This is a genomic window from [Clostridium] innocuum (assembly GCA_012317185.1).
Taxonomy (GTDB): Bacteria; Bacillota_I; Bacilli_A; order Erysipelotrichales; family Erysipelotrichaceae; genus Clostridium_AQ; species Clostridium_AQ innocuum.
In genome coordinates this window covers 166,294-183,059 of record CP048838.1, presented here as the reverse complement: position 1 = coordinate 183,059, position 16,766 = coordinate 166,294, and the positions used below count along the sequence as shown (strand labels likewise).

19 protein-coding genes are annotated in these 16,766 nt (G+C 43.1%); 3 read left to right on the top strand and 16 right to left on the bottom strand.

Going from position 1 to position 16,766, the window contains the following annotated elements; translation table 11 throughout:
* Window positions 1-13 precede the first annotated feature (13 nt).
* The 8 genes from G4D54_00910 to G4D54_00875 all read right to left on the bottom strand — a co-directional run bounded on the left by G4D54_00910 (window position 14) and on the right by G4D54_00875 (window position 5,868).
* Window positions 14-481 (bottom strand): PTS sugar transporter subunit IIB, encoded by a 468-nt coding sequence (locus G4D54_00910; protein ID QJA01069.1) that lies wholly within the window; start codon window positions 479-481, stop codon window positions 14-16.
* A complete protein-coding gene (locus G4D54_00905; protein ID QJA01068.1) occupies window positions 478-1,563 on the bottom strand; it encodes a PucR family transcriptional regulator in 1,086 nt (361 codons plus the stop codon). Before G4D54_00905 ends, G4D54_00910 begins: the two co-directional genes overlap by 4 nt.
* A gap of 163 nt (window positions 1,564-1,726) precedes the next feature.
* The gene (locus G4D54_00900; protein QJA01067.1) at window positions 1,727-2,140 is read right to left on the bottom strand and encodes a PTS mannose transporter subunit IIAB; all 414 of its coding nucleotides are present in this window, start codon (window positions 2,138-2,140) and stop codon (window positions 1,727-1,729) included.
* Between the two features lie 12 nt (window positions 2,141-2,152).
* Window positions 2,153-2,755, bottom strand: a complete 603-nt coding sequence (locus G4D54_00895; protein ID QJA01066.1) for an SIS domain-containing protein — start codon at window positions 2,753-2,755, stop codon at window positions 2,153-2,155.
* A gap of 8 nt (window positions 2,756-2,763) precedes the next feature.
* A complete protein-coding gene (locus G4D54_00890; GenBank protein QJA01065.1) occupies window positions 2,764-3,696 on the bottom strand; it encodes a phosphoglycerate dehydrogenase in 933 nt (310 codons plus the stop codon).
* A gap of 79 nt (window positions 3,697-3,775) precedes the next feature.
* On the bottom strand, window positions 3,776-4,627 hold the full coding sequence (locus G4D54_00885) for a PTS system mannose/fructose/sorbose family transporter subunit IID (GenBank protein QJA01064.1): 852 nt from the start codon (window positions 4,625-4,627) through the stop codon (window positions 3,776-3,778).
* Window positions 4,624-5,370, bottom strand: a complete 747-nt coding sequence (locus G4D54_00880; GenBank protein QJA01063.1) for a PTS sugar transporter subunit IIC — start codon at window positions 5,368-5,370, stop codon at window positions 4,624-4,626. Before G4D54_00880 ends, G4D54_00885 begins: the two co-directional genes overlap by 4 nt.
* Before the next feature lie 15 nt (window positions 5,371-5,385).
* Window positions 5,386-5,868, bottom strand: a complete 483-nt coding sequence (locus tag G4D54_00875) for a PTS sugar transporter subunit IIB (protein QJA01062.1) — start codon at window positions 5,866-5,868, stop codon at window positions 5,386-5,388.
* Between the two features lie 343 nt (window positions 5,869-6,211).
* On the opposite strand from G4D54_00875, the gene G4D54_00870 reads away from it, so the two are divergent.
* A complete protein-coding gene (locus tag G4D54_00870) occupies window positions 6,212-6,853 on the top strand; it encodes a ketohydroxyglutarate aldolase (protein ID QJA01061.1) in 642 nt (213 codons plus the stop codon).
* Window positions 6,854-6,934: 81 nt separating this feature from the next.
* Here G4D54_00870 and G4D54_00865 read toward each other — a convergent pair whose 3' ends face one another.
* The 3 genes from G4D54_00865 to G4D54_00855 all read right to left on the bottom strand — a co-directional run bounded on the left by G4D54_00865 (window position 6,935) and on the right by G4D54_00855 (window position 10,006).
* Entirely contained in the window at window positions 6,935-7,681 is a 747-nt protein-coding gene (locus G4D54_00865; protein ID QJA01060.1) for a hypothetical protein, read from the bottom strand.
* 112 nt (window positions 7,682-7,793) lie between these two features.
* Window positions 7,794-9,245: a glycoside hydrolase family 1 protein gene (locus tag G4D54_00860; GenBank protein QJA01059.1), complete on the bottom strand. Its 1,452-nt coding sequence runs from the start codon at window positions 9,243-9,245 to the stop codon at window positions 7,794-7,796.
* A 44-nt stretch (window positions 9,246-9,289) separates the two neighbouring features.
* Window positions 9,290-10,006, bottom strand: coding sequence for a GntR family transcriptional regulator (locus G4D54_00855; protein ID QJA01058.1), 717 nt, complete (start codon window positions 10,004-10,006; stop codon window positions 9,290-9,292).
* Window positions 10,007-10,398: 392 nt separating this feature from the next.
* Here G4D54_00855 and G4D54_00850 point away from each other — a divergent pair, with 392 nt between their 5' ends.
* Window positions 10,399-10,848 carry a GNAT family N-acetyltransferase gene (locus G4D54_00850; GenBank protein QJA01057.1) on the top strand — a complete coding sequence of 150 codons (450 nt, stop codon included), beginning with the start codon at window positions 10,399-10,401 and terminating at the stop codon, window positions 10,846-10,848.
* Between the two features lie 441 nt (window positions 10,849-11,289).
* On the top strand, window positions 11,290-11,814 hold the full coding sequence (locus G4D54_00845; GenBank protein ID QJA01056.1) for a catalase: 525 nt from the start codon (window positions 11,290-11,292) through the stop codon (window positions 11,812-11,814).
* 59 nt (window positions 11,815-11,873) lie between these two features.
* On the opposite strand, the gene G4D54_00840 is transcribed toward G4D54_00845, so the two are convergent.
* The 5 genes from G4D54_00840 to G4D54_00820 form a co-directional block, all read right to left on the bottom strand.
* Window positions 11,874-12,437 (bottom strand): transcription repressor NadR, encoded by a 564-nt coding sequence (locus G4D54_00840; GenBank protein QJA05129.1) that lies wholly within the window; start codon window positions 12,435-12,437, stop codon window positions 11,874-11,876.
* A gap of 39 nt (window positions 12,438-12,476) precedes the next feature.
* A complete protein-coding gene (nadC, locus tag G4D54_00835; GenBank protein QJA01055.1) occupies window positions 12,477-13,334 on the bottom strand; it encodes a carboxylating nicotinate-nucleotide diphosphorylase in 858 nt (285 codons plus the stop codon).
* Window positions 13,303-14,520, bottom strand: a complete 1,218-nt coding sequence (locus tag G4D54_00830; GenBank protein QJA01054.1) for an L-aspartate oxidase — start codon at window positions 14,518-14,520, stop codon at window positions 13,303-13,305. Before G4D54_00830 ends, nadC begins: the two co-directional genes overlap by 32 nt.
* A 21-nt stretch (window positions 14,521-14,541) precedes the next feature.
* On the bottom strand, window positions 14,542-15,447 hold the full coding sequence (nadA, locus tag G4D54_00825) for a quinolinate synthase NadA (protein QJA05128.1): 906 nt from the start codon (window positions 15,445-15,447) through the stop codon (window positions 14,542-14,544).
* A gap of 425 nt (window positions 15,448-15,872) precedes the next feature.
* The gene (locus G4D54_00820) at window positions 15,873-16,757 is read right to left on the bottom strand and encodes a ParB/RepB/Spo0J family partition protein (GenBank protein QJA01053.1); all 885 of its coding nucleotides are present in this window, start codon (window positions 16,755-16,757) and stop codon (window positions 15,873-15,875) included.
* Window positions 16,758-16,766 lie beyond the last annotated feature (9 nt).

The following is a 16,766-nucleotide window of genomic DNA, read 5'->3' as shown; positions in this document are numbered from 1 at the left end:
TGTCCTCTTTTCTTTATTTTTTAAAGATCGAGTAATCCTTATTGTCAAAGGGCGCCGTCTGAAAGAACATACGGATTCCCTGACTCTGGATATAACGGATCTTTTCAATATCTTCTTCACTGAAATAATCCGAGAGGCTTTTGATCATCATACGGCTTGCCGGATACGGCATTTGAATTTCCTTCGTACGGAAACCCGCTTTCACTGCATCACAGGCAACACTTAAATTAGGAAAAATAACCATTGCCTTAATATTGCGTCCTTCATTGATATATTCAAGAAATTGTTCTATGGAGAAAATTTTAACTTTCATGGTCTTGGGAAGACAAAGCTGCATTACATCAGCAATAAATGGATCATTCACATAATCCGGATCAACAATCAGTACATTGTCTGCATCGATAAACTGATTCCAGTTCAAAGCAACTGTCGCATGCAGTAATCGTTTGTCTATCCGTGCAAGTTTGATTTTTGTACTCATGCTTCATCACCTACTTGAACTCGTTTCTGATATTCTCTCAATGCATAGGATATCAGCATTAAGAGAACCTTTCCCTGAAAACTTCCCCGGACATCTATCTGAAAAACTTCCTCATATTTCTTAAGCTTATATATCAATGTATTTTTATGCAGAAACAGATCGTCTGCGGCTTGTGTCAGATTGAAATCATTCACAAACAGTTTATCGCAGATGTCCACCATTTCCTCAATATCGACACCTTTTCCGCATTCCCTATAATAATCAAACACATCCCTGATATCATCCACCGCTACCTTTGACAGAAAATAGTCATAGAGATAATCGGAGAAAAATACCGGGACATCCTTCTCGTATGTTACATGGTTCTTCAGCCATAGACAATTCTGATAGCTGATTGCATACTGCCGCAGCTTTTTCTGAATGGAACCGACAAAGTAATAACAGTCTGTCATCTCCCATTCCCGCAGACTGCGGATATAGTCACGTATAAACGGCTTGAAATCTGTCGATGACTGGCAAGTTTCCGGCAAATCCTTGAAGATCAGCAGGCATTTGCTATTCAACAGAGAATAGATGATTTCCTTACTGTCCGGCTTCATTTTCAATCGCATGACATCCTTTGTATTGAATCCTTCATTATGAACCACATAAATCGCCACCCTTGGTTTATTTTTATCTATTTCCAGTTCATCCAGAAGGCTTAACACATGATTCATATCAAAGTTTTCCGTATTCAGTATATACTTCACCAGCTCGTCATCCTTAGTGACCTTCTGGTTTAAGGTTTTCTGATTGATTTCATACATCAGCCGTACGGTAAGGGATTCATTCAAAAGCTTACTGATCATCGGCAGATTTTCATCATTGCCACTCACCCACAGGAAGCCGAAATCCTGTCCCTTTACACGTACTTCAAAAAATGCATTGTGCTTATCCGGACGGTTTACATCAATCTGCCGTCCGATTTCCGCTTTATTACTGCATAATGTCACTGTCATATTATCATTCACAAGCCCAATCGTATAGCGATTGTTTTCCTGAACGACATTTATAAACTCCTCAAAAACTTCACCTATCAGCATATGATCTCTCCTTTCGCAAGAGTTGAACTCTCATGAAGTCTGACATCTTCCCTGTATGCCAATAGTACCACACGGTAAACCAGAATAATATATCCCCTTCTGCATGATAGTGCTTTCATGGAAATTATAATTCATATGACAGGGTTTGTCCAGACAGCTTTGTTCAGGATTCCAGCTGTGTATTCGTATGAACACAGCTGGTTTGCAGAGTTTCCATCGTTTCCCTCAGCAGTGCCTCCTCATCGAGATCCGCTTCATCCATATTGGAAAGCTTCAGATACAGATCGATCAGCATTGGAAGGTTCAGTCCGGTAAGCACGGGGTAGTGATACTTTCTGCTCATGACGGTAAATACATTGCATGGAGTTCCGCCATACAGATCCACAAGGACAATGGTAAAGCCTTCCTTGGTGCACATGGTTTCATCCGCAAGCTTCATGTAGTCCTCAAAGGAATATTCCGGAAGCAGAGAACAGCATTGTACATTTTCCAATGCTCCTGCAATCATTCTCGCAGAGTTTACAAGCTCCTCTCCGAATCTTCCATGTGTTCCGATTACAATATTAAATTTTTCCATAGCTCCTCCTGTTTATTTTTGCAGCTCTTTGATACTTTTACCAAGACTTCCGCCCGGATGCCATTTCACATACTGGTTTAAATCCAGCTTCTTCGCTTCCTGCAAGACTACGCTCAGACATTGCAGGATGAGGATCTCCGACAGGATGGAGGCACGCGGCGGCTTGTTCAGCGCATCCCCTTCTTCATCCACATGCGCTACCAGACATACCTCCGACTGCTTTGCCAGCGTCGATTGCGGATTTCCCGTACAGCTGATGATGTGTGCTCCGTTTGCTATAAGTGTCTGTACGGTTGCCTCCAGTTCCATCGTTTCTCCGCTGTTGGATATGGCAATCACCACATCTCCTTTTTTCACCTGACCGCTGGATCCGTGAACGGCCTCTGTTCCATGCAGCTCATAGGCACTCGTTCCTGTGGAAGACAGCAGGGATGCGATATAGCCTGCCACATGCCCCGGCTTTCCGATTCCCGTGACATGGATCCGTCCTCCCTGCTTTTCACTTTCCATTATGATATGGGCTGCACGTTCAATGCTTTCCATATCCATATCTTCTATATTTTTCCCTAATTCCGATGTAATATTGCTCAGATATTCTTTTACACATTCTATCATATATTCACCTAGTTCCCTATCAGCTGTTCCAGTATGATGTCCGTAGACATTGCACAGGTTCGCTGTTCACTTTCCATGCTTCTTGCGGCTGTGTGCGGCGTTAACAGGAAATTATCCAGTGTAAGCAGCTTATCATCTTCCCTTGGAGGTTCGCTGCTGTACACATCAAAGCATGCACTTCGTATCTCTTTCTTCTTCAATGCTTCATATAAAGCTTCCTCATCCACGATACCGCCGCGTGCTGCATTCAGCAGGCAGGCATCCTTCTTCATTTTTTTGAATTCCTCTGTGGAAATCATATTCCGTGTGGACTCCAGAAGCGGTACGTGTAAAGAGATATAATCACAGTCTGTAAGGATATCCTCCAGTGTGGAAATCTGTGCATGGTACTGCCTTGCGGTTTCCTCTGCGATTGCAAAGGCATCATAGGCATATACCTCCATGCCACAGCCGTAAGCATACTCGGCAAGATACTTGCCGATCATTCCAAAGCCGATGATTCCCAGCTTCTTTCCATAGATCTCTCTGCCTGTCGGTTTATTCCAGCCATGATGCTTCACATCCCTTACACTCGTATACAGATTCTTTGCTTCCATAAACATCATAGACAGTACATGCTCTGCAACGGAGCGGGAATTGCTTCCCACACAGCGTCCGACATGGATATTACGCTCTTTTGCATAATCCAGATCGATATTATCCGTTCCGACACCGAACTTGCAGACCGCCTTCAGATTCGGACAGCCCTCCATCATTTCTCTGTCCATTTTATCCACACCGACAATAATGGCATCGGCATCCTTCGCCAGTGCTTTAAACTCCTCATGTGTATATGCCTTACCCGTGGCATTGTAATGTACCTCCAGACCCTTGGACTTCATTCGCTCCACCTGATCCAGACCGTAATTCGCAAACCCTCTCGGGGTTATCAGTACCTTCATATAAGCTCCTTCCTTTTCTTATCCTCCATATGTCTGTAAAGAAAACAAATCCATGTTCTTCCATGGATTTGTTCACATCTTATATAATATGGAAGAAGGTCAATACGATTGCAATAATCATTGTATAAATCATCAGACGGATATACTTCGGTCCGCGTTTCGTGATATACAGATACATTCCCATAACAACGATGAACGGCAGCATATTCGGCAGGATTCCGTCAATGATTTCCTGCAGCTTCACCGTTGATGTATCACTGGCGAATTCCACAATGGTCTGCACCTTTATATAAGAGGCTGACAGACATCCGATCATGAACAGACCAACGATGCTTGCGATGTCAATAACCTTTTTGATTGCTCCGGAGTGCAGGATTTCCAATACGGAATTTTTACCCAGAGAATATCCCTTGTTGAATAGGAACCAGGACCAGCCAAAGCTCCATGCGATATAGATTAAGCCAGGAATAAAGGCGGCGATTACAGAGCCCTCTAGTGCCATCGGAACAAAGATTGCCAATGGAATTGTCGCAACAATTCCCTGATCCACACTGTCACCGATACCGGCAAGTGGTCCCATCAGACCGAGCTTTAAGGATTGAATAACCTCCGGAGAAATATCATCATGACCTAGCGCACGCTGTTCCTCCAGTGAAATCGTAATACCGTGAATGATACTTCCCCAGTCACAGTTTGTATTGAACATGGATGTATGACGGCGCATTGCTGCCTGCAGCTCTTCCGGGTCATCCTTGTACAGCTTACGCAATACCTTGTTCATGGAATATCCGAAGGCAAGTGCCTGCATACGGTCAAAGCTTACCGGAACCTCGACTGCAAGTGTCCATTTCCACCATGCCTTTAACAGGTCTTTTTTTGTTACGATTGTTTTCTTTTCTTCAGCGGCTACACTGTTTACTGCTTCACTCATGCAACTTCCTCCTCATCGTTCTGTTTGAATAGGGATACGATCAGTGCAAGACATAATGCAATGACTGCTCCTGTCAGCATGGAGAAGCCCATGACAGAATACAGGAAGAATCCCAGTACGAAGAATGGCAGATATTTCTTTTTTCCCATGACAACCAGTGTCAGTGCGAAACCTAACCCCGGAAGCATATTGCCTGCGTTGGTGAGTCCGTTCATCGCCCATTCCGGAATTACATTGATGAATGCCTGTACAACGCTGGAGCCGAATAATGTCGCAATGAATACCGGTGTGAAATATAGCACACCATTGGTAAGCCATGGAAGTACAAAGGAGAAGATGGACAGCTTGTCATACTGCTTGTCCTCTACGAATTTATCAGCCTTCGTGTTATAGAAAGAGTTGATGGTACGACGCACATTATTGATTAAAACGCCAAGTACCCCGAATGGAACAGCCAGAGCCACGGCAGCAGCCGGATCCAGATTATTTGCGATAGCGGCAGGGATTGCGATACATGTTGCCAGTCCCTGATCACTTGGAATATTTCCGCCGGCTTCGATACCTCCCATATACATCAGCTGAATGGTTGCACCATACAGCAGACCGGTCTGTACATCCCCATATACAAGACCGATAAATACGCCAAGTACGACCGGCTTACGGAATGCAAACGAGATAAAATAGCTCGCGCGTCCCATGGATAGCCAGTACAGTATACCGACTAAGATTGCTTGAATTACCATATACATGTCCTCCTGTTATAATTTAGCGACAGCTTTTTGAAGTGTTTCGGAAGGATAATCCGGAGTTGTCTGGAAATAAATTTCGATCCCCATCTTTTCCAGTTCAAGCAGAGTATCCGCATCTGCTCTGTCCAGTGTGATTGCGTTGTTGACAGCCTTACGACCCGGCCCTCCGCCAAGACCGCCGATCTGTACCTTTTCCAGCTTCAAGCCTGCCTGTACTGCGGCATTCAGTTCTGCCACACCCTTGAACAGAACCATAACGCGGTTCTTATCGAAGGCACCCTCCTGCTGGCGCTTTACCGCATCCTCTACATTTACAATTGTGATTTTTACACCCTTTGGAGCTGCCATTTTAAATACTTCCTGCATGAAAGCATCCTTGCTCAGGGCAGTGTCGATTGTTACGATTTCATTGATCTGGTACTGTGTCAGCCATCTGGTGATAACCTGACCGTGAATCAGTCTGAAATCTACTCTAGTCAATTCAATACTCATCTTGAATTCCTCCTTACACCTACATTATATTGAAATCGCTTTCAAGTCGCTATGTTCAAACAAACTAAAAAGCCTGTGCCGTTTTTGGTCAAACGCACAAAGTTGAAAAAAAGCATCCGAAAGCCGGAGCATAATGTTTTCTATATATCATATGTGTGTTAGCTGACCTTCAAAAAATCCTTTATTCATAGGCTTTTTAAGCATAAGCCAACCGGATGTACAATATCTTTTCAGCTGCTATCTCATTTGTTTAAGCGCACATATTTCACCTCTAATTTTGTTCACTCATCCAATTGTAAGCGTTTCTAAAACAACGTAAGATATAGGCAAGGAGGATGTCATTATGAATATGAAAAAAATGAACGTCACAAACCGTATGTATGAGGCAGGTGCACTTGCAATCGTTCGTGCGGAAACACTGGATCGCGCATGTGAAATAGCCGAGGGCTGCATGAAGGGCGGCGTACCTGTCATGGAAATGAGCTATACGTTAAATAACGCCGGAGATATCATACAGGGTCTTTCTGAAAAATATGGAGATGCACTCTGCGTAGGTGCCGGAACAGTTCTGGACGCAGAAACAGCACGACACGCAATCCTGCATGGTGCTGCTTTTATCATTGCCCCGAACTATAATGAAGAGGTCGCAAAAATGTGCAATCGCTATCAGATTCCCTATGCACCGGGATGTACCACCATTACCGAATGTGTTGATGCGCTAAGCAGCGGAGCGGCATTCGTCAAGGCATTTCCTATTTCCGATTTCTATGGTCCAAAGCTGGTAAAGGTTTTTAAAACACCGATTCCGGATATGCCGATTCTGGCAAGCGGGGGAATCAATCTTGACAATCTGACAACATGGCTGGAAAACGGTGTGGATGTCTGCGGGTTCGGAGGACTTCTGACAAAAGGAAGCAGTGAAGATATTGCAGCCAATGCCGCTAAAATTCATGAAATCATTACCAGCTTTCGTTGCGGCAAATAAAGGCTGTTAAATAGTTTATCTGATGTTTCTGTATTCTTACAAAAAAGCATGGCGTATAAGTACACCATGCTTTTTCGTTCTTTACTCAAACGCTTCTACATTTGATAAATAATTCAAATATCCATTACTACCTAGTTTCTTTTCCCAAAAATCCATACTTTCGTGTATTCTGATGAGCAGTCGAAATGCCATTGTTACAGATCCTTCACATATCTTATTTTTATCCAAAGCTGCGATATCTTCAGCTTTAAGAGTATCATACAGCTTTGGATTTATGATTGGATTACTATACCATTCTAAACTTTTTGCTATTTCAATCAAATCCAGGTCAGCAACTGCGCAGAAGTCATAGGTCTTCTGATGCAGAGAGCCGTAAAGCAGAAGCATCCATATCTCAACAATCGTCCGAAGCTGCCTGGAATTCAGTTGATAGCGCTCCACCATAACCTGAAGATTATTCTCATAAGCTGCCAATCCTTCCAAATAAGGCTCTTCATCACCATGTTTTATACTTCCGAATTCTTTTTTTAATTTTGCGGTTATTTTCTTCATATCATAAGCAGTGACCTTATCCGCTTCTTCAAGATTATAAATTCGAATCCCGTTTAGCATATGATTCCATTTTTGCTCATCATAATCTTCTTCATGCTTCAGCATGTCCACAACCATGTTTTCCATATAGAATGCCAGTACATCAACAGCAGAATCTTCCTCATATTCATTTTCCAATAGCTTATGATATATGGAAACCGTACCTTCCGGGTTCTGCATTTTAAGTTGATTTCTGATTATCTCTGCATAGTGTTCCTTTAATTTTTCGCGACTCATATAATCCCATCCTTTACCGCTTTCGTATATATCCTATTATACCTGAAATGGGAAATCATGAACAGCATAATTCTGATTATCCATATTTATCAATCTATCCACGTTATACACTTTACAAATTCTGCCCGTTTGTTTTTATCACCTCAGCATACCAGTGAAAAGAGTCCTTTGGATACCTGTTCAAGGTTGCACTGGCATCATCCTCTTCCCGCTCCACATAAATAAAACCGTAACGCTTCTGATATCCGTTCAACCAGCTTAACAAATCCGTGCAGGACCATGTACAGTATGCCAGTACCTCGCAGCCATCAGCAACCGCCTTTTTCAGTTCCGCAATATGTGCGCGAAGATATTCTATACGATAAGGATCGTGTATCGTCTTATCCTCTTCCAGCTTATCAAACGCTCCAAGACCGTTCTCGGATATAATGATAGGCAAATCATAACGTGAGGTTATTGTCCTGCAGCACATACGGATACCCATTGGATCGATTGTCCAATCCCAATCCGTTGTCTTCAAATACGGATTGGCAGGATTTTTATACAATCCGGGTACTCCGCTGATTTTTGCTGTTCCCTTTTCTCCTGTTGTGTTCACCTCGTGATTAGCGCCAACACCATAAATATCATTATATTCGGCAACCGCTGTCTGATAGTAATTGACACCCATAAAATCAATCAAAGACGCAGCCTGACGGATATCCTGCATTTCATCCGCTGTAATATCCGGTGCGCAGTCAATAGACTTCAGATATTTCATAGCACTCTTTGGATAACGGCCATATCCATAGATATCCAGCCACCAGTAATTGCGTAAATCATCAAAGTCTGCTTTTGCCATCGCATTTTCCGGACGGCAATCAATCGCATAGCATGGAGAAAACGCAAAGCTTGCGCCCACCATCGCATGAGGAAAGCGTTTCTTCAATTCCAATACACTCCGTGCATGTGCAACATTCGCATGATGATTTACCTGATAGAACAGCTTCAGCTGATCTGTTTTTCCCGGTGGATGAAGTCCTTCCATCCAGCCCATAGAGGTGAAAATATTCTGTTCGTTCATGGTTATCCAGTATTTTACACGATCTCCATACCGTTCAAACAAAGTAACGGCATACGTTACAAAGTCCTCTATAATCTGTGGATTCTCCCAACCATGATATGCATCTTCCAGCGCCTGCGGCATGTCCCAGTGATAGATGGTAACCATAGGCTCGATTCCATATTTTAAGCATTCATTGATAACATTATCGTAAAAAGCTAAACCTGTTTCATTTACTTTTCCATTTCCCTGTGGATATATTCTTGTCCAAGCAATAGAAAACCGATAGGTCTTTAATCCCATTTCAGCCATTCGTGCAATATCTTCTTTATAATGATGATAAAAATCGACAGCGACTGCACCGGTAGTGCCTTTAAAGGTTTTCCCAGGTATCTTTACAAACTCATCCCAGTTTGAAATGCCCTTGCCATCTTCGCGATCCGCACCTTCAATCTGGTAGGCAGCGGATGCACTGCCCCATAGGAAATCATCTGGAAATCCTGCTGTTTTTTCAAAATACATTGTATCCTCCATTCTCCCGCTGTATGCGGGTATTCAACATTGGTTCAGTTATCATATAGTTCCTTTATTACATTGGTTTCAAAGTGAAAATACTGTGGAAGATGCCGTGCTATGGAATACTCAAATATCTCAGATGTATCCAGATATGCGAGCTCTTCCACCTGACATACAAAATCATTGTCATTCATGTGAAAATATTTCTTTTCCAGTGCCTGCGGACGAACAGCCTGAAATGACAGATGTGCACCCTGTATATGCCTGTGAAGCTGTTTTTCAATATACGCATAAATAGAGGTTTCCACATCCCTTCGCTGAAGTCCCGGTATGATCTGCAGCGGCATCCATGTATATTCTACAACTCTTGGCTCCTGCTTATACAAGCGAATACGCTCTATTTCATACACAAACTCTCCGGCTTGTATATTCATTTTATCCGCCAGCTCTGCAGTGCATGTCACTACCTCAAACCTCTCAACAACAGAGGTAACCTCCTCACGAATCAGATCCCGCCCGATAACAGGTACCCCCTGCATTCTGTCCGGACCTGTTCTGCATTTCTTTACGAAGCTTCCCAGACCTCTTTTTCTTACAATCACACCCTCACTGACAAGACGATCCAGCGCCTTTTTAACCGTTAACACACTGCATGCATACTGCTTTGCGAATTCCTCTCCGCTTGGCAGCATTTCGTTTGCGCTATAGCTTCCCTTCTGAATCGTATCCTTTATCTCTGTATATACCTGCATATATTTCGGTATCATAGCACACCTCCGATGCTTATATTATAACTCAAAATTCTCAATGCGCAACATAAATATATATTTTTATATAAAAACATATATACTTTTAAAACACCTCAAAAAAAACCTCTGTGACAGGACAGAGGCTTTGCGGCAATGACGATGGATAACATATGGATGAGTAGGAAATTGTCATTACCCTTCTTTCAGACAAAACTGTCTGTATGTACAGCATACACCCTGCGTGTGAACAGCAGGTGAAGTATGTTTGAATATTTATACAATATCTGTATAATGATGTTATAGAATGGCAAAGAAGGTCCCTGTGTATATCCTTTATAATCCGGATTCCATTCACAGTATGCTGTCAAAAAAGATAAGCATATATTTTATAGAAAAGGACAGGTGAGACAATGATGAATATACGCTACAAAAGAATGGAGAGTCAACATTTAGATGCAGTGGTAAAGCTGTACATAGACTATTATAATACCTATGAAGGAGGCTGCTGGACTTATGATAAAGCATATAAAAGACTCCATCAGCTCATGACGATAGAGGATGCGCTGTGTTTTATACAGATGGCTGATCATGCTATCAGCGGATTCGTCATGGGATATTTCAAAGAATTTGATGATTTGACCGGCTATTATCTGGAAGAAATCGTGATTGCCAGACAATTTCAAGGAGCACATCTTGGCACGCATTTTCTAAATGAAATGGAGAAAACCGTAAAAGAGAACGGTGCTTCCTTCATCGAGCTGCTCAGCGTAAATGATGAGATGCACTCGCATTTTTATACGAAAAACGGATACAGAAATGCAGAGAATATGATTTTCAAATGCAAACACTTCACACAGTAGCTGCACATCGTATTATCGCATGTAATTTAAGTGAGTCATTAACAGCAGCTCCCGCGTTAGCTGTTGTTTTATTGCCGGTAAAGCTTAAGAAAAAGCTTTCATGTAAATCAAACGAATAAAAGAACCTCTGCGAGGGACAGAGGTTCAGCATGAAGGCAGGTAATGGAAATGAAAAAATATTGTAAACATGATAGCTGTTTGTTTTTTTATAGGGATGGGGAAACATTCCATTACCTTTATTAAGATTTCACAAGCATTGCTTTGCTTGTGTCTATATCATACATCCCCTTTGTGAACACTACGTGAACGTTATATGAAAAGGAAAAGAAATAAGCAATACATCCATTCGTAAAGCGGGAAGCTTCATAAACTAGGGAAAAGAATTGTCTGAACAATTCCTATCGTGGTAAAATAGACTGGAATGTGAAAGGAGTGCAGATTATGAATAAGCTGTGGGGACATTTTAAAACAATAACTGCACACAAGCTTGCGGTCACAAAGCTGTGTTTTCGCTGTGGTTTATATAAACAGGGACTTCTGCATGATCTATCCAAATACACTCCTGTTGAATTTTGTGCAGGTGTCAAGTATTTCCAGGGAAATCGCAGTCCCATTGATTATGAAAAGGAAGTAAAAGGCTATTCCCTAGGCTGGCTGCATCATAAAGGCCGCAACAAGCATCACTGGGAATACTGGCTGGATAATGCCGTAGGCGGTATCCGTCCGGTGAAAATGCCACTTCATTATCTTGTGGAAATGTACTGCGACCGTACTGCCGCTTCCCGCATCTATATGAAGGAAAATTATCATGACGGAAGTGCGTACGAATACTTCATGAACGGCTATGACAATGTTATCATGCATGAAGAGACAAAGGCAATGCTGAAGATGATTCTGGAATATCAGCGTGATCATGGAACGGACGCTACTGTTGATTTTATACGAAAAGAGATACTGAAGAACTGAAATAAGTTTCAAATAGTCTCTTCCTATAGAGAAAACAAAGGCCAGAATGCAGCCTTTGTTTATTTTATATCCGGTATGCTTTCCTCCTCCAGCTCATAAGGCAGAAATTCCGCAAGCAGATGCTTCTGACGGAGATGCTCTTCAATTTCATCCAGTATTTCCTGTGAATCCGCTGTTACATGATGAAAGTGATAACCTGCGGTCACATTCATCAGTGGAGTTGATTTACCTGTCTTTAGATTTTCCAGTAAAACTGCCACATCCCGGCGGTTTCGGATGCGCAGAGGCGCCGACATTTTTCCATAGGCTCTGTGATTCACCATCACATCCTCCACACTTCCTCCAAGATCAACAATCGTTTCCAGCTCTTCACTGATCTGCTCTGTTGTGTGACAGACCTTAAACAGGCGAACTGCTTTTTTTGTTTCATTCAATATATAGCCCCGTGCAGTGGCGATGATCGGATATCCCTCCGTACGCAGCAGAGCAATATCCTGTACCACAACCTGACGGCTGACACCAGTATCTCTTCCCAGTGCACCACCGGAGAGTGGACGGGAAGACTGCCTCATCATGGTCAGAATACGTTTTCTGCGCTGAGAGCCTGTCAAAGCTGTAGCCATAGGGCTGTCTGCTACTTTCTTATCCATATGATTTTCTCTTTACTTACCAAGGACGCTCAAATGCTTCAGGCTGATATCCAGAATCGGAGCGGAATGTGTCAATGCTCCACTGGATACATAATTCACACCGAGATCCTTCATCAGCTCAATGTTTTCTTTTGTGATATTACCGGAGCATTCCGTTTCTGCACGTCCGTCAATCAGCTGTACAGCCTCCTTCATCTGGGCAGGGGTCATATTGTCCAGCATGATAATATCTGCACCGGCCTCCACTGCTTCCTTCACCATGTCAAGATTCTCTGTTTCGACTTCGATTTTACGGACAAACGGCGCATGCCTTCTTGCGGCCTCAATTGCCTGCTTTACACCGCCTGCCGCATCGATATGATTATCCTTCAACAGCACCCCGTCGGATAAATTATAGCGATGATTTTTTCCGCCTCCGACAAGAACAGCATATTTCTCAAACACCCGCATGCACGGTGTTGTTTTTCTAGTGTCTACCAGACAGGTTTTAGAGCCTTCCAGCATATCCGCTACGTTTCTGGTATATGTGGCAATTCCACTCATTCTCTGTAAATAATTCAACGCAGTCCGCTCACCGGATAGCAGAACACGAATATCCCCGTGCACCTTCCCCATCAGCTGACCGTTTGTGACCTTATCTCCATCCTTAACAAGGAAATCAACCTGTGTTTGCGGATCCAGCAGCGTAAATACACGCTCGAAAATCTGAAGACCGGCAATGATGCCGTCTTCCTTGCAAATAAGCTGAACCTCTCCTTCCTTATAATCAGGCATAACGGAGCAGGTTGTTACATCCTCACCGTTAATGTCCTCCTCTAAAGCGAGACGGATATATTTATCAGCAACAAGCTGCATCGTAATTGGATTCATATGCTTTTTTTCCTTTCCGGCAGACTGTTATGTTATCAGCTGCTCTTTTCGCAAAAACAAGACTCTCCAGCAGACTGTTGCTGGCAAGGCGATTCTTCCCGTGCACACCGTTACAGCTGGTTTCTCCAACAGCATACAGATGCTGCATTGTTGTCTGTGAATGACTTTCCACATGGATTCCTCCCATAAAATAATGCTGCGCAGGAACTACCGGGATACTTTCCTTTGTAATATCATAGCCTTCCTTACGGCAGGCCTCCTGAATGTTTGGAAAATGACTTTGTATGGTCTCTTTGGGGACATTTTGAAAGGACAGCCAGACATGCTCGGTGTCATCCTTCTTCATTTCCTCAAAAATAGCCTGAGATACAACATCTCTTGGCAGCAGCTCATTTACGAAGCGTTCCCCTTTTTTATTCAGTAAAATCGCCCCATCTCCTCTGGCAGACTCGGAAATCAAAAAGCTTCTTCCCTTTTTTCGGCTGTACAGGCTGGTCGGATGAATCTGCACGTAATCCAGATGATCCAGCTGAATCCCATGCTTTTTACAAATGCGCAAGGCGTCTCCTGTAAGACTTGGATAATTGGTGGAATGCTCATACAAACCACCGATACCTCCTGTCGCAAGCACCGTATCCTCTGCATGGACATGGACAACCTGCTGATCTTTGGTTTCCAGTGCGATTCCCTTGCAGACACCATGCTCGACAAGCAGATCACACATCCGGGCATGCTCCATAACAGTAATATTCGAACAGCTTCGAACATGCATCTGCAGGGCAGTCGTAATTTCTTTTCCTGTTATATCCTTATGGAAGCATATCCTTGCACGGGAATGTCCTCCCTCACGGGTATATCGCAGACTTCCATCCTCATTTTGTTCAAAGCGGACACCCAGCCGAAGCAGTTCTTCTATAATTGGTCTGCTCTGCCGAATCATGATGTCAACACTCTCTCTGTTATTTTCATAATGGCCTGCACGCATGGTATCTTCAAAATAGGCAGTATAATCTTCTTCATCAGGAAGCACACAGATCCCCCCCTGTGCCAGCATGGAATCACATTCCGCCATATCCCCCTTACAGATCATCAGTATTCGCATGGTTTCCGGCAGATTTAAAGCCGTATAAAGACCTGCAACTCCACACCCTGCAATGACGGCATCATAATACATATCTGATTGCATAATTCGCCTCCTTAAGGCGGTTTACGCCGCAAGCTCCAGCATTCTGTTCAGGGTTGCCTTTGATGGCTCGGCGATATTCGAAGCTACAGCTGCACCGTTTTCTCCAGTACGCAGAACGTGCAGAATACCATCCAGTGTAATCTTCTTCATATCCATGCATACCGGCTCTGTTTTCGGAAAGTAAAATGTCTTCTTAGGATTCTGCTTTTCAAGCTCATAGCGGACACCAATCTCCGTAGCAATGATAAACTCCTTTGCATTGCTTGCAGCTGCCTGCTTCAAAATCCCGGTTGTTGAACCGATATAATCTGCAATCGAAAGCACAGAGGCATTACACTCCGGATGAGCAAGCACTTCCGCAAGCGGATGCAGCTGCTTCAGCTCCTGGATTTCCTTTACCTTCATTTCCTCATGAACCGGACAGTATCCCTTTACCAGCATGACATTCTTTTCCGGAACCTGCTCTGCCACATAACGTCCCAGATTTTTATCCGGGATAAATAAAATATTCTGATTGGGCAGCTTCTTCACAATCTGCACTGCATTCGCTGAGGTGACGCATACATCCGACCATGATTTGATCTCAGCAGTTGAGTTGATATAGCATACAACTGCAAGGTCCTCATAACGTGCCCTTACATCATCAATCTCTTCTTTTGTTACCATATGTGCCATCGGACAGTCAGCGGACGCATCCGGCATCAGCACTGCTTTGTCCGGATTTAATAGCTTTCCACTCTCTCCCATAAAGGAAACTCCGCAAAAAACCAACACCTTATTCGTCAGTTTGGACGCCACCTTACTCAGATAGAAGGAATCTCCTACATAATCTGCAATCTCCTGCACCTGTGCAGGTACGTAGTAATGTGCCAGCAATACGGCATCCTTTTCAAGCTTCAGCTGTTTAATTTCTTCCTGTTTTGTCATATCCTTTGATGATACTGCTGATTTATGCAGTATCTTCATCTCCCTTTCTCTAAACCGTTGTATCTGCCTCAGTATAGCATATATAATGACAGGTGACAAGACACATGTCTGATGATTTGTATAAATAATGATTGTTTGTAATACACATAATTCATACGAAAATAAAAAATGCAGAAAAGGACTTCATCTGCATAGAAAGGCTCATAAATAAAAAAAGATCAAGTAATCTAAAAGGTTCTTTCTTTAAGGTGTATGCAAAAGGGAGAATACAACTTTTATTGATAAATACAATAGTGTTGTATTCTCCCTGTTTTATTTACCCACAATTGAGAAAGAACCATCTGAAAGAGCCTGATCTTTATACGTTTTTTCGTTTTTAATATCGCCTGAAAATGAAATCGAATCATCTGACTTTTGTTTTTTCTTTATTCTTCCTCAATGCCGCCCAGCATTTCCAGCAGGCGGTTTAAATCTTCATTGCCATCATAGCGTATAGTAATCTGCTTCTCATCAATGCGTACCTTTGTTTGGAAACGGCTCTGCAGGCGATCCTGTACCTTATCCAGATTGATATCCCGCTGCTTCTTCTCCGGTGCACTTTTCGGTTCATTCATATTTTTAACCAGTGTTTCCACAGCACGCACACTCAGATGAAGCTGAATGGCTTTTTTTGCCACATCCTCTATTTGTGATGCATCCTTTAAACCAAGCAGAGCACGCACATGTCCCATACTCAGCTGCTTATCGATAACATACTGCTGTACCGGTTTTGGAAGCTTTAACAGCCGCAGCATATTCGCCACATGCTCTCTTGACTTCCCAATCCGCTTCGCCAGCTCTTCCTGTGTATAGCCAAGCTTCTTGATCAGCTTTTCATAGCCCTGTGCTTCCTCAATGGCATTCAGATCCTCGCGCTGAATATTTTCCAGCAGTGCGATTTCCATCATCTGCTGATCATCAAATTCCATTAGAATAGCAGGGATGGTTTTTAATCCGGCAACCTTGCTGGCCCGCAATCGGCGTTCTCCGGCAATCAGTTCATAGCCCTTAACCGCTTTCTTGACCAGTATAGGCGTAAATACACCATGCAGCTTAATAGAATCAGCCAGCTCCTGAATCTTGTCATCATCAAAGTTTTTTCGCGGCTGATACGGATTCGGTTTTACATCCTTTACCTCAACCTCAAATTTGGAGTCCTCATGAACCTCAGTCTTTCCCTGCTGAATATCCTCCAGCACATTACCGACATCTTCACCAAAGATGGCAGACAATCCTTTTCCAAGTCTTGCGCTATTCTCTTTTTTCGGCATTCATCCACC